This is a genomic window from Microbulbifer maximicatervae (SeqCode), from assembly GCF_056232625.1.
Map to the genome: position 1 here is coordinate 140,280 of NZ_CP174324.1, position 13,696 is coordinate 153,975.

15 protein-coding genes are annotated in these 13,696 nt (G+C 45.0%); 7 read left to right on the forward strand and 8 right to left on the reverse strand.

Annotated elements, in window-relative coordinates:
- Positions 1-322: 322 nt before the first annotated feature.
- Both ACJJI6_RS00635 and ACJJI6_RS00640 read right to left on the reverse strand, forming a co-directional pair.
- A complete protein-coding gene (locus ACJJI6_RS00635) occupies positions 323-1,204 on the reverse strand; it encodes a LysR family transcriptional regulator (protein WP_475712183.1) in 882 nt (293 codons plus the stop codon).
- Between the two features lie 12 nt (positions 1,205-1,216).
- Positions 1,217-1,465: a hypothetical protein gene (locus ACJJI6_RS00640; RefSeq protein WP_475712184.1), complete on the reverse strand. Its 249-nt coding sequence runs from the start codon at positions 1,463-1,465 to the stop codon at positions 1,217-1,219.
- A gap of 208 nt (positions 1,466-1,673) precedes the next feature.
- Here ACJJI6_RS00640 and ACJJI6_RS00645 point away from each other — a divergent pair, with 208 nt between their 5' ends.
- From ACJJI6_RS00645 to ACJJI6_RS00665, 5 genes are all read left to right on the forward strand, one after another.
- On the forward strand, positions 1,674-2,756 hold the full coding sequence (locus ACJJI6_RS00645) for an NAD(P)/FAD-dependent oxidoreductase (RefSeq protein WP_475712185.1): 1,083 nt from the start codon (positions 1,674-1,676) through the stop codon (positions 2,754-2,756).
- A gap of 452 nt (positions 2,757-3,208) precedes the next feature.
- Positions 3,209-3,586 carry a MerR family transcriptional regulator gene (locus ACJJI6_RS00650; protein ID WP_475712186.1) on the forward strand — a complete coding sequence of 126 codons (378 nt, stop codon included), beginning with the start codon at positions 3,209-3,211 and terminating at the stop codon, positions 3,584-3,586.
- Between the two features lie 36 nt (positions 3,587-3,622).
- Complete coding sequence (locus ACJJI6_RS00655; RefSeq protein ID WP_475712187.1) at positions 3,623-4,195, forward strand: NAD(P)H-dependent oxidoreductase; 573 nt, start codon at positions 3,623-3,625, stop codon at positions 4,193-4,195.
- A gap of 622 nt (positions 4,196-4,817) precedes the next feature.
- Positions 4,818-5,666, forward strand: a complete 849-nt coding sequence (locus ACJJI6_RS00660) for a TolB-like translocation protein (RefSeq protein WP_475712188.1) — start codon at positions 4,818-4,820, stop codon at positions 5,664-5,666.
- A 534-nt stretch (positions 5,667-6,200) separates the two neighbouring features.
- Complete coding sequence (locus ACJJI6_RS00665; protein WP_413662774.1) at positions 6,201-6,602, forward strand: GFA family protein; 402 nt, start codon at positions 6,201-6,203, stop codon at positions 6,600-6,602.
- 171 nt (positions 6,603-6,773) lie between these two features.
- Here the strand turns inward: ACJJI6_RS00665 and ACJJI6_RS00670 are convergent, their stop codons facing one another.
- The 6 genes from ACJJI6_RS00670 to ACJJI6_RS00695 form a co-directional block, all read right to left on the reverse strand.
- Positions 6,774-8,072: a HupE/UreJ family protein gene (locus tag ACJJI6_RS00670; protein ID WP_475712189.1), complete on the reverse strand. Its 1,299-nt coding sequence runs from the start codon at positions 8,070-8,072 to the stop codon at positions 6,774-6,776.
- A gap of 27 nt (positions 8,073-8,099) precedes the next feature.
- Positions 8,100-9,884: a hypothetical protein gene (locus ACJJI6_RS00675; RefSeq protein WP_475712190.1), complete on the reverse strand. Its 1,785-nt coding sequence runs from the start codon at positions 9,882-9,884 to the stop codon at positions 8,100-8,102.
- A gap of 58 nt (positions 9,885-9,942) precedes the next feature.
- Positions 9,943-10,428 (reverse strand): hypothetical protein, encoded by a 486-nt coding sequence (locus ACJJI6_RS00680; RefSeq protein ID WP_475712191.1) that lies wholly within the window; start codon positions 10,426-10,428, stop codon positions 9,943-9,945.
- A 151-nt stretch (positions 10,429-10,579) separates the two neighbouring features.
- A complete protein-coding gene (locus ACJJI6_RS00685; RefSeq protein WP_475712192.1) occupies positions 10,580-11,191 on the reverse strand; it encodes a TPM domain-containing protein in 612 nt (203 codons plus the stop codon).
- On the reverse strand, positions 11,191-11,937 hold the full coding sequence (locus ACJJI6_RS00690) for a TPM domain-containing protein (RefSeq protein WP_475712193.1): 747 nt from the start codon (positions 11,935-11,937) through the stop codon (positions 11,191-11,193). The genes ACJJI6_RS00685 and ACJJI6_RS00690 overlap by 1 nt, the downstream gene beginning before the upstream one ends.
- 21 nt (positions 11,938-11,958) lie before the next feature.
- Positions 11,959-12,573, reverse strand: a complete 615-nt coding sequence (locus ACJJI6_RS00695; protein WP_475712194.1) for a LemA family protein — start codon at positions 12,571-12,573, stop codon at positions 11,959-11,961.
- Positions 12,574-12,659: 86 nt separating this feature from the next.
- Here ACJJI6_RS00695 and ACJJI6_RS00700 point away from each other — a divergent pair, with 86 nt between their 5' ends.
- On the forward strand, positions 12,660-13,196 hold the full coding sequence (locus tag ACJJI6_RS00700; RefSeq protein ID WP_282931942.1) for a YaeQ family protein: 537 nt from the start codon (positions 12,660-12,662) through the stop codon (positions 13,194-13,196).
- A gap of 14 nt (positions 13,197-13,210) precedes the next feature.
- Positions 13,211-13,693, forward strand: coding sequence for a YajQ family cyclic di-GMP-binding protein (locus ACJJI6_RS00705; RefSeq protein ID WP_108733959.1), 483 nt, complete (start codon positions 13,211-13,213; stop codon positions 13,691-13,693).
- The last annotated feature ends 3 nt before the right edge of the window (positions 13,694-13,696 follow it).

Below are 13,696 nucleotides of genomic sequence, written 5' to 3' on the forward strand. Positions count from 1 at the left end.
TCTCCTCTTGAAGGAATAGATCGTTTAGGAAATTCTGGTACTTCTCTTTAGGAGAGAGCCGAAACAAGCCCAACTAAAAATAACAAAATACTAATAGAGATCTATCGATTTTACGCATCTTTGATATGGAAACAAACTTAATTGTTTCTAACAGGATAATTTAAGCGCCTTTTATTTACCTATGCGCTAGTGTGATGAAGCTCAACCAAAGAGTTTCTCTCGTAAAATACAAACACCTGGTAGGCCAGCTTCAAACTCTTAGAATCTATGTATTAAACATAAAGAATCTGAAAGATTTTGGTGGAAATATCGTAAGTGTTTTCTAATGAAAACCCTGAAGGTTTAGGAATAATTGCCAAAGGTAACTTGCTACGGGGCCCATTGGATTAGAAGCTTGTCTTGCCACGCGTACTTCCAGTTCTTGCGGTTTTGGGATCCCTTCCACTGCAATGGGAGATAATAAGCCCTGTTCAAGCTCCGCTTCTATCATATGTTCTGGTAGCGTACCCCAACCCATACCTTGAAGAATAATTTCTTTTTTAGTCGGAAAATCGTTGACTTTCCATTGATCGCCCCCTTCAAGCACCCCGTAGGTTTTAGTGGATGACTTCCTACCACTGATGATTACCTGGGGATGGCGTAGCATAATCTGCCTTGGGACTTCATCGTATTGGGTAAGTAGGGGAGAGTCGCCAGCGATCACAGAAATGAATTTCATATTCATTAGATGAATGGATTCAAGCTGGTCGTAAGTTTCAGTCCACGGAATAATAGCTATGGAAACCTGGCCTCCCTTCAATAAGTCCAGTGGCCCGAGGCCATTTTCGGAATAGACCTCCAAGCGTGTTTTTGGGTACTCAATTTTGCACTGACGGATTGCGCTGAGTATTGGGCCGACTGGTATGGCGGAAGTAAACGCAATACCTACTTCCAGTTCTTCTCCTGCGACTAGCTGTTTAGCTAAGCTCTCAAACGAGTGGGCTTCAGCTAGTACATATTTGGATTGTTCATACAGGGCTTTGCCGTCAGCTGTGAGTGTGCTCCTGTATTGGTCCCGATCAAATAGTTGTAGATTGAGGTCCGCCTCTAATTTCTTGATGGCGGCGCTTATAGTGGGCTGTGTTCGGTGAAGTGTTTGGGCAGCAGCTTTTAGCGAGCCACCTTCAACTATCGCCTTAAAATATCGTAATTGTTCCAAAGTCATAGTGGCGTGAGCTTAGAGAAAATATAGGTCAGTTTCTGATGCAGCATATTTGAGGATCTTAAACTGAAAATAGCCATTAACTGGCTTTCTTTTATGAAGCATCTTTTCTGTTGTGCTGACAACATGAGTAATCTGCACTTGATACCATTTGCCAGTGCTTGCAAACTGGACAGCATCAACACCTCTGATCATTTTGAATGAGTAACGTAAACCAGCTATTTGTTTTTCTTCTGCCAGCAGAAGCTGGGAGTCTGCGTACACCTTTTTACTTCATGCCTGCGCAGTATCATCACCCGATATCAGTTAAACCAACTTGTTAGGTAAAAGCTAACAAGAGCTTAGATTATAGTTAATATCATTAGCTTAAGTCTAACTTTATCCTTATCTCCTTATCCAAAAGTGACATGTTCGTGAGGCATTGCGAGCGGTCGCGCTTTATCCGAACAGTTGAACGATATTGAGGCGAGTTATGATCAAACGGACAGACGTGTTAATCGTTGGTGGAGGCTTTGCTGGTGTTTCTGTGGCCCAAAAGTTAGCTAAGCAGGGTATGCAGGTGGTATTGGTTGACCGAAAGGACCATTTTGAAGTGACCTTTGCCACATTACGTAATGCGATAGCGCCTAACTTACTGACTGCTAATCCACGTAAATATTATCGTGACTTTATTCAGAGCGATTTTGTTCAAGCAGATGTGGTTTCCATGGATGACCGGATAGCAAGGTCATCAAATGGATTAGAGATCCACTTTAAGCAGGCAGTTATCGCGACAGGCAGTCGTTACCCAACCTTGCCGATAGCTAAATCCACATCAGCTTATACGATTTCCGAGCGTGAGCAAGAAATGCGGAATGAGCAAAAAATACTGGCGAAATCTCAGTCAGTTTTGATTGTAGGAGGCGGTACCGTGGGTGTGGAGCTGGCCGGGGAAATTAGCAGCGCTTATCCCCATAAAACCGTGACGTTAGTCCATTCTAAAGATGTACTACTTGGCCATCTTAAGCCTAAAGCTCAGAACAAGGCGCTAGAACAGCTTACGGCTAAGGGTGTTAGCGTACATCTCAATACCCGGTTAGTTAAAGAAGGTGCAATTTACCGTTCTATGAATACTCAAGAAACTTTCAAGGCAGACTTGATTTATGAATGTGTAGGTATGTCGCCAAATACCGAGTTTCTAAAAACAGAATTACCCGGTGTGTTAGATAAGATGGGATTAATTAAAGTGGACGAATATATGCGGGTTAGGGGTTATTCTAACCTTTATGCGATAGGTGATTGCTCTACTCTGGATGAAAATAAGCACGGCTATATAGCAAATGTTCAAGGAGGCATCTTAGCGAGCGTTATCATTAATCAAGCCAAAGGTAAAAAGGTTAAGCCTTATAAAACACCTAGTTATGCCATTGTTACGCCGACCGGTACAGAGACTGGTGTAGCTCAAATGCCCTTTGGTGTTTTTACTTCAAAGCTATTTGTTAACCTGAAACAAAAAGACATGGGGATAGGCCATATGCTTAAAGCGAGCGGTACAACTCCAGACTTACTTAGCTAGAGCTTTTTGGTATACAGTAGAGTGCCTCTAATTAAAATTTACCAGTCTCTAAGGTTCCTCTGAATAGACATTCTCACTGACCATTGAAAATCAAGTAAGAGGTAGTCCAGATACTAGCCATACTTGCCAGATGCGTATGAGGCGGCATAGAGGTGTTACTGCCATTAGTAGTAGTTTATTTGCGTAGGTAGGTTCCCCCCTCTGAATTGATTACAGGAAACCAGGTGGCCTTTTCTTCTTAATTTGCGGTATTGCGTATTTACTTTCTTCAACGTAATGTTTATGCCGAAAGCATGAAAATGTAAGAAGTGAGTTCCCGCTCTTATGGGGTTCTACGGGGCACCCGTAAGGGCTGGTGAAGGTCCAAACTTATGGAAGGCTCCTTTCATGTGATGAATATTTTTCATAGGCTGTAATCTCAATGGGAAATTGAGCATAAGTAGGAGGTCTGTATGTTTATAGGAGAGGTGTCAAGAAGGACGAATCTCACTGTAAAAGCGATAAGATTTTATGAGGAAAAAGGCCTCATTGCCGTTCCTAAAAGGCAGGGCAGATATAGAGTCTATACGGCAGAAGATGTTGAAATTCTTACTTTGATCTCAGAAGCCAAAGTACTTGGGGTGACTTTGGCTGAGTTAAAGGATGTTATTCGGTACCATAATGGAGAGGTTGATTGGGCTCGAATCAGTGTCTTTCTGAAGAAAGTAAAAAGAAAAATTGAGGCTGAATTGGAATCACTTTCTAATAAAGCTGAAAAGGTTGATCAATGTATTGCGTCTATAGATTCCTGTCATAAAAGCCTTGACCTTCCCCTTAAGGGGAGACGGTAGACTTTTCATCATGTCTTTAAGCAATAGTATGACGAGATGAAAAATATCCTACTTTTAAATGGCAATCCAAAGAAGAACAGTTTTGTTAAGCAGTTGAGCGATGTCTATGAGTCTGAAGCAAAGAGACAGGCTAATGTTCGGCGATATAACCTGTCGGAAATGGACTTCAATTCGAATTTAGAGTTTGGGTACGATGATTATCAAGTATTGGAGGATTGTCTATCTGAATTTCAAGAGGCTCTTAAATGGGCACAGCATATTGTTGTGGTGTCGCCTATTTGGTGGGGCGGATTGCCAGGAAAGCTCAAAGGCTTGATTGATCGATCTTTTCTTCCCGGAATTACCTTTAAATTTGAGAGTGGTAGTGCAGAACCGATACAGCTTCTTAAAGGCAAAACATCAAGAATAATTTTGACAATGGACGCCCCTACAGAATATTTAGAAGAACAAGCAAAGCCAGTATTAGAGCAGCTTGATCGATTTACTCTTCAATACTGCGGTTTCTCGAAAGCAGAGGTTAATTTATTTGGTTCAATGATTATGTCTGATAAGAATCAACAGGGTTCCTGGTTGAAAGCTGTTAAGGGACTTGGTGCTAGCTGTATATAACCTAGAACAAATCAATCTGTGTTAATTACGACTTCCTTATGACAATCAATACGCTTGACTATATCTTATCTTCAATCGGTAGAGATCTAAGAAAGTGTATTTCAGGCAATGTATCTAATTGAGCTGCACTTTCTACCAGATTGATGTCTATCTGGTAGAAAATGCAGCAGCCATAGGGGATATAGTATCGCTCAATCTTAATCCCGCAGAATAAAAATTGATCATTCGATTGATATTAGAAAATAGTGCTCGTTACTCCATAGTTTCCATCATCCTCTATTCTTTTGGACAGACTTGTGGATTTACTTACAGCGAATAGGTGGATATCTGAGGGTGTATCTATAAATTTATGATCGTCGTGTCCCGATAACTCTCTCTGTAACTGAGTGCTCAGTGTGGATTGGCAATACTAAATGATCCGCAAGGTCAGTATATATGGAGGGCAAAAGGGAGGTCCGAACCTTCGCTATAGAGTCGCTTTTGTGTATATTTCATACAAATAGTCGGCGGATCACACCTCTTCTCACAAGAATCAGACAAAATTCATATGGACGTCAGGTGTTATAAAGCCTGAATAGATACATTGGCTGCTTATTACTTCATATTTAAACAAGGATATGTCATGAGGCACCTTTGTATTTCAATGGCTCTACTCTCACTGCTAACCCTGAGTGTTAACAGTTATAGTCAGGATACACTTAAAGTTCTTGAAGGACCCTATCTTGGACAGAAACCTCCTGGGTTAACTCCAAAGTTATTCACCCCTAGCCCCTCGAAAGAGTATCGGGATTGGGGTGGCTACTTCACGCCTGATATGCAGGAGTACTACGTTACAAGAAGATATCACCAAAGTGGCGAGTCTTCGAAAGTTGTATTCAAGCTTGAGGGTAATCGTTGGTATGAATCGGAAGTGGCCTGGGGTGGCTCTATCTCACCTGATGGTCAAACAATGTATTCTAGAAATCGATATAGAGAGCGCACTGACAATGGTTGGTCAGAACCTAAAAGCCTGGGGCCACTATTTGAACACTTTCGTATCATGCGCCTTACGGCTTCTGCAAAAGGAACCTTTGTATTTGATGAAGTAGGTTCAAATGGAGATGGTATTCTTCGCTATTCGCGTCTGTTAGATGGTAAGCGTGAAGCGCCAAAACCTTTTGGAGAGCAGATAAATACAGGCAAGTGGACTGCTCATCCGTTTATTGCCCCTGATGAGTCCTATGTTATCTGGGATAGTGAAAGAGAGGGTGGATTTGGTGATAGCGATATGTACATCAGTTTTCGTCAACAAGATGGCTCATGGGGCGCAGCTATTAACTTCGGTGACAAGATCAATACAGAGGGGGAAGATGGTGGTGGATATGTAACACCTGATGGGAAATACCTTTTCTACTGTCGGCGTTGTACTCCACCGAATTTTGAAATAATGTGGGTAGATGCGAAGTTTATTGAGGCCCTTAGACCTAAATAAAATTTACACTAAGCTACGCCTAGTTCTCTGTATCTATCATTATTTTGCTAAATTTAAATTCTTTAATGATATTTCCGGTCTTCACGATACATGAAGCCCCGGTTGATCCCGCAGTAATCTGTTAAGTTGTATAGAATCCTTTCACCAAGTAAGAAAGTGAGTACCACACTAAGTGTGCTGGCGCTCACTTTTATATATTGCTCAACTCAGCCTCTATTAGCCACTTGCTACCGAAAACTTGAATCTATGTTGAGAGAAATCAGGTTAGATAAAGGTTTGTGCAAATAGATATGCGCACCACAAAAGCCTGTTCTTTCTGATAACCTTTTATCTATTTGGAGCGGAAGTTCAGCCTGAGACATTTGTTGTAGAACAGATAGCTAATACCGGAGTTAAAATTAGCTGGAGGGATTGTTCAGTGCGAATAGATGCTCTTTTGGGGCTCCATGATCGGTTAAAATCTATACAAGGTGATATAGATGTCTCAGATATGTGGGCTTTGTATCTTTCTATTACTAAAAAAGGAGTGTCTTTTTGACTAAAGGTGAATGCAATTGTGGAGAGATAGCTTATGAGATACAAGAATCCCTCACAGATTTATATATGTGCCACTGTTCAATTTGTCGTCGTTCCACAGGGAGTGGCGCTATTACTGTAGCTATTGTGCCTACCGAGAAGTTTAGTTGGGTTAAAGGTAAGGAGAACCTTAAGTACTGGTCTAAGCCCGGACATGATTGGCATACAAATTTTTGCGCTACTTGCGGTTCGACTCTGCCCGGAGAGAATGATTCTTTAAATACTTACATTCCTGCAGGAAGCTTGGTGGATGGTAACGAAAATCTAAAAGTGGTTCATCATTTATGGGTTGACTCAAAGGCTTCTTGGGAGGTAATAGGTGACGCCGGGAAGCAGCATCCGAAGGGGTTTGGATCTTAAATTATTTAACGTCCTGATTTATTGCGCTTTGTATTTTTACTCACTATTACGTGTGTAGTGACAGGGAGGTTAATTTTGGAGTGAGTTTTGTCTCTGGAGCTTGAGAATACAAGGCATTTTTAGGTGTATTATCTCGGCTGTAATAGCCAGAGAGATAACTCATTCCCCTGTTCAGAAAATTGCCGAAACAAGCTCATATCCTCTATCTAATGTCCAAATAAAAGCAATTGCGCTGCAGAGTCCAGCAACAGAATAACGTATCCGGATTTCCCATTCCTTTTTCCACAGCCTGGCTAAATAGGCAAGGGGCCATATGGCAAGAATTATGAGTACTTGCCCGGCTTCTACCCCCAGGTTGAAGGCCAAGAGGCTTTGCCAGATATTCGGGGAATCAACTTGGAGTATTTCATGTAATACAAATGAAAAACCCAGGCCGTGGAGTAGGCCGAGCATGCAGGTTCCGATAAAAATTGTACTTTCGCTGCCTGTGATCTTAGTGTCTTCCCTGTGTAGTGATATCCAGGCCATATAGATTATGGATAGGGCGATACCGGTTTCTACCATAGGTACGAACCAGCTGACTATGGGAACAAAACCAAAGAATCCGGCTGAGAGGGTGATACTGTGACCGATGGTAAAGCCGGTAGCGCGCCACAAGAGTAGCGGTAGGCTGAGTGCACCGAGGCTTAGGCAGAGTACAAATAACACGTGGTCCAACCCCTTCAGGATATGGGCGATGCCCTCCGCCAGAAAAGTCTTCACAGCGTCTATTGAGGAGTGGGTAATCAGTAGTGGCTTTTGCATAAGACCGCGTGAGCGAAATACCTGGGTCTTACCTGGGTTGTAATCCAGCACCAGATTTGCGGTGTCTTCCTGGTTGGGGAGGCCGGGGTTAAGAGAGCTGGATAGTTGGTATTTTCCAAGGGGAGCTTCCAGAGGGTAGAAGATCTGAATATCAACCAAGGTGTCACCCACATACAACCTTTGATTGGTATCTTCAGGTAAGTATTGGTGCAAAAATGCCTGCTGTGCCTCCTCCAGCGTTGCAAAACCTGGTTCATTTCCTATCCGATACAGGCGCACGGCTTTTACATCGCCTTTTATCTGCTTGTCAGTATTGCGGAGAAGAGTGGCTCTCTCTGCAATATTACCGAGTCCTAGAGGCGCTAGCTCCAGCTGCTGAAAATCCACATAATGGACCAAGCCGCCTTGATCCAATGAGTTTTTGGTATAGGGCGCGGGTTGTGGGAGTTTGCCAGTATAGGGGTCGCGACCCTTTTTTGTTTTATCTGCCAGTAAATAGGGCATAGGCACTCTCATATATAGGTTGGCACCACTGGCTGTGTGCTCTATATGGAAAATCCGTACATTGAAGTTAAGAAGAAAGTGCGCTTGTGCTTGCCCGCTGAGGCTGGACATAAGGAGGTATAGAACAAATATTGCGGGGAACTTGTATGTGCTGTTTTTCATAGCCCTAACTATTTCTCTATTTTATTCTTACCGCACGGATAGGGGAGTAAATCCAGCGATTTTCCAGTGGTTATCAGACTGGATAATTGCGATATTGGCCCGGGTCTCTTGCGGTCTTTGTTCAAACTGTCCCCAGCTTCGGTCCTCTACTACCGCCTGCCAACTTGTAATCAACCGGAATCCTTTGTTGCCATTCAGGTTAATTTGGCTGGAGTACTCGACTTTAAGATTTGTAATAGCACTGATTGATCCCAAGCCACCACTCGTTGTTTGGGGGCGATGAATTTGTGCCAGATTTGAATAGGTACTTTCGAATCCTTCCTTGGTAATCAGGTTTTTTAGCTTTAATTCCAGATTGATCGGTAGAGGCTCTTTAAATGCGGCTGCAACTTTTAACAGTAGCTGTTCTGTTACTTGGCCCAAGTCCCGTTTTTTAGCGGTTCCTGGGAGGTTTACCCGGTATTCTTCTGGAAGATTGAGGTACAAAGCGATAGCTGAGATTATTATGGCGGTATAGAGAATAGTTGAACCCTTGCGGCCTATAAGTGAGTGTTTTGTGGATAGCGTCAATACAATTATCGTAATAATAAGAAATGAAAATAGGATAGCCATAGGGACCGCCAGGCTAGGGGTTTCTATTACAAGTGGATCGCTATTTGGAGGTCGGTAATCGTATAGGTAGTTGTGCCACTGAATATCAGGAAATGAGGGAATTACATGGGTGGGAAATGGGCCTGCGGGGTCCTGAATTAGGGTGGGAACGGAGTTGATCGTATCGGTGAATAGATTCCAGTCTACGGTAACACTCTGGGGCAGTGCATCGATGGAAAATTTTTCCCGGTAGCCAATCATCACTGAGCCCATTTCAATAGTGTCATTCTCTGAAATCTGTGAGTACCCGCTATTATTTGCGCGAAGAAAAACAGTCTCAATGCTATTCGGCTGTGAGGGCGACTGATCAATAGAAGTTGGATTTTTATTATTTAGATAGCTGCGTACTGTGTGGTGCAGGAAGGCCTTACTTTCTGGTGTTAATAGTTGCCAGGCATCGAAAGGGTGATTAGTCCACTCCAGTAAGTCCTTGGTGCGCACGAGTATCTCATGGCGTATCTGGCGGGGCTCTACGTAGAGGAAAGACATTAGAGGGTAGCGATTACGCCGACTAATATTGGTGTTCTTAAAATGTGTATTCCATGGGTCTTTCCAGTCGATAATGAGTGGTTCAGCTTGGGATAGGTAGTGAAAGCCGCTGATAGGTGTTTGCCCGTGGCGACTGGTAAAGCCAATTGTCACGGATGCCTGCTTATCACTACCGATGGGTGGTTTTAGTTGCAGGACTGAAAGTCCACCGATTGGATATTTCAGCTGAGTTAAAAGAATCTTTTTATCTGCCGGGAAATCCGGCATTTTTATGCCGGTGCGGGGATCGGTTTTCCCAGCAAAAGGGGAAATTCTAGGTTTTCTCTGGGCTACTCGAATTGAGATGAGTTTGGGCTTAATGCTCTTATTTCCAGAGAGTACTTGAAAGTCGAAAGATTGTTGGGTTTTTGCCGATTGTGCCAGTCGATAAATGTCTGGTGTATCTTCAATTCCTGGCCAAAATATTTTGGCATCGCTTGCTGATATCTCGAATCTAATGTTTAGGATATTTTTTTGTATATCGATCTCCGCAATATTGTTGGCGGTCTCAGCGCCACTTAAACTGATGAAATCAGCCTTGCTGGTTGTTGATAATGTACTGTTGAATAATATCAGGGCCAGGCTGATAAGTATTTTGTTGAATGATAAATAAAATTTCGCTTTGGGAGTCATGTGTTGCTTGAGTAGAGTTTGTCAGTTGCACCTTATTCATTTTTGAAGGGGGATTAATTTAGTCTGGTGCTTCAAGATCAGTACCGAAGGTTGCATTGACTTCCCCGTAGATTTTCTCAGTCAGCTTTTTATAAATTACTTTTCCGCCATAAATAGTGGGTACGAATACAACCTCAGCAGGGTCAGCTGGTAACTTTTCGGACTCCGGCTTGGTACTGCTGGGGTCCCAAGTCGGAAAATTCACTTGCCGGTTACTGATGGCCCATTCCACTCTGAGGGCGCCGAGATCGCCAATGTGGTTGCTGCACTGATGCTCGACATGAAATGTTAATTTATCGCTGTTACCCAATGCCGGCAGGAAGTAGGTGGTGGCTTGCTTTGGGCGAGGGGAGACTATACGAGTGCCCGGGAAGTAACCGTCCCCGATTGCCGAAGTCGTATTTTTCTTTTGTAGTTCTTGAGACCAGAGAGCGGCACTGAATCCAGATACCAGTAACAGAAGAGTAATACTGAAAAGCTGCAATAGGGTTTTAGTCGGAATCATCTTCTTGTACAGAGTTTACTTATGGGTTTTATGCCTTTAGGCAGCTTAGTTGATGATTCAAGTCACAATATGAGGGTAGGTTGGTATGGCGTGAAGTTTCGTTTTGAGACTTGAATAAGTTGGTGTTGCCAGTCTTGGGGGATACGGGGATTTAATTGATGACGACTAGATGATTCGGCAGTTCATCTTTAATGGTGCTGGTGGGTATCGCTTCGTGAAGTAGATCTCCGCATTGCTCAATACATACTAGTAATGCCTCTCCTGCTTTTCCCCGCTTGATTTGTTGCACAAAATTTTCCACTACTCTCTGCCAGTTGTCATTGGTGATGTGTTGAGCAATGCCTCTGTCGGCCAGTATTTCTACATAGTGTTCGGCTTCTGAAACAAATATCAGTAGCCCGAGTCGATCCTTGGTTGCGTGTAAATCCTGCTCCAGAAATTGCCTGCGAGCTAAGTTTGAAGCTCGCCAGAATTTTATTTTCTTTGGTACCAGGCGCATGGTGATGGGGCGCCAGCGGAATATTACTGCCATGACAATAAATAAAATCCACTGAAGCGTCACCGCCTGTTGAAGGTTGATCCAGAACGGCAGAAATTCGATCAGAGGGGAGACTAACAGTGTTAGGAATGCGGCCCACAGAGTAGAGATATAAAGGTAGTTGTCCGCTTCCTTGGCGACCACAGCCATGACTTCAGCGTCGGTGCGGGACTCTACTTCCTTGATTGCCTCTGCTACCTGGCGTTGATAAGTATTGGTGAGCATTACCATCCTCCCGATGCGCCCCCTCCGCCAAAACCTCCGCCGCCCCCGCTAAACCCGCCCCCAGAGCTGCCGCCGGATAGACTTCCGCCAAATCCACCTCCACCATAGTAGCCGCCGTAGCGCCCCCGCTTAAAAATGCGGCTCTGTGCAGGTGAACCCAGTGCGGCACTGCCGAAGAGGTGTAGCATAACCAGCAGAAGGAGCAGGCCGACCAGTACAGCAATTCGACGCTCCTCTTTGGTTTCTACGGATTCAGCGACATATTCATTTTTCGTCGCGGCGATAATTGATCGAACCCCTGCATTGATTCCGCCGCTAAAATCGCCATTGCGAAACTCTGGCAGTACTTTGGTCTGGATAATATTTGCCGCCAGTGCATCGGTTAGGGCTCCTTCCAGGCCGTAGCCTACTTCGATACGGACCTTTCTATCATTGGGCGCAATCAGGAAAAGCACTCCATTGTCTTTGTCTTTTTTTCCTAGCTTCCACTTGCGTGCCAGTTGGTTGGCATACTCCTCTATAGTGATGCCCTGAAGCTCGGGGATGGTGGCTACAACCAGCTGATTGTCGCTGTCGCGCTCATACTGCTGTATCAACTCAGTAAGTTGGTATCTCTCATCGGCCTTTAACAACTCTCCCTGATCTACTACCCGGCCGGAAAGCGCTGGAAACTGTACATCGGCCCAGGCTGCTAAGGTGCAGACCAGAGCAATCAGGATGGTTATGGCAAGACTGGGGCGGTTCATTTTGGGGTCGATGGCGCCTGTCTATTGGAAGTTGACCTCAGGTGCCTTATCGGCATCTTCACTGGTGGCTTCGAAAGTTTCTCGAAGCGGCATATCCCTGTAGAGCACGGCATGCCAGATTCTTCCTGGAAAAGTGCGAATCTCGCGGTTGTAGCGCTCTACAGCCTGGATATAATCCCGGCGCGCGACACTGATGCGGTTTTCGGTGCCCTCTAACTGAGATTGCAGTGTGAGGAAGTTCTGGTTGGCTTTGAGGTCGGGGTATCGCTCTACCACCAACATAAGGCGGGATAGCGCGCTGGTTAACTGGCCTTGTGCTGCTTCGAACTGTTGCAGCTTGGCTGGGTCATTGAGAAGGTTGCCGTCAACCTGGAGAGAGCTGACTTTGGTCCTGGCCTCGGTGACGGCTTGTAGGGTTTCCCGTTCGTGGGATGCGTAAGCTTTTACGGTTTGCACCAGATTGGGAACCAGATCGGCACGGCGCTGGTATTGGTTTTGAACCTGGGCCCAGGTGGCTTTAACCTGCTCGTCATAGGTTGGGATATTGTTGACACCACAGCCGCTGAGGGTGGTTGCCAGCAGCAGTAGCAGTGAGCTCTGCCAAAAGGGCCAGCCGCTGGGGAGCGCAGAGGTCATGCGGAATATCCTTATTCTCACGTGAACCCATCAAGAATAGTCCGCCTGACTCCTAGCGCTGGAGAAGGCATCACCATGGAGCCAAAATGGCGTTAAAAGCAACAATATTTAAGGCCAAAGTCCAGATATCCGATATGGACAGGGATTATTACGCCGAACATCCGCTCACTTTGGCGCGACATCCTTCGGAAACAGATGAGCGTATGATGGTGCGCCTACTGGCTTTTGCTCACAATGCGGCGGAAACGCTGGAGTTTACCCGGGGATTGTCCTCCGATGAGGAAGCGGATCTCTGGCAAAAAAACCTGAGCGGTGAAATCGATCTCTGGATCGAAGTGGGGCTGCCCACTGAGGAACGAATTCGCAAAGCCTGCAACCGCTCGAAGCGCGTTATCGTATACAGTTACGGGCGCCGTGCAGCACCAATCTGGTGGCAGAAACAGGCCAGCCAATTGGAGCGCTTTGATAACCTTACCGTCTACCATTTAGCCGCTGATGCCACTGAGCAATTGGCGGCTATGGCTGAGCGTAATATGGACCTGAGTGCAACCATTCAGGATGGTCATATCTGGCTCGCTGATAGTGACAACAACGCGGAGATTACTCCGGAAACCTGGAAATAGGAGCAGACAACTTAATGCCTTCTTTTGACATTGTATCTGAAGTGGATAAGCACCAACTCACCAACGCTGTGGATCAGGTGAATCGCACTATTACCAACCGCTTCGACTTTAAAGGTGTGGATGCGGAAGTGGAGATGAGTGAGTTCTCCCTGGTAGTTCGCGCTGAAGTGGACATGCAGGTAGACCAGATGGTGGATATGCTGCGCGGCGCACTGATCAAATGCGATATCGATCCACTGGCGATGGATGTAGGTGATAAAGAGCAATCCGGCAAGCAGGTCAAATTGGACGTGACCCTGAAAAATGGCCTTGACAAAGAACTGTCAAAAAAGATTGTTAAGCTGATCAAAGATGAAAAGCTCAAGGTGCAGGCTGCCATTCAGGGTGAGCAGGTGCGTGTTACTGGCAAGAAGCGCGATGACTTGCAGCAGGTGATCGCCTTGTTACGCGGTAAAGAGCTGGAACAGCCATTGCAGTTTAATAACTTCCGCGATTAGTTG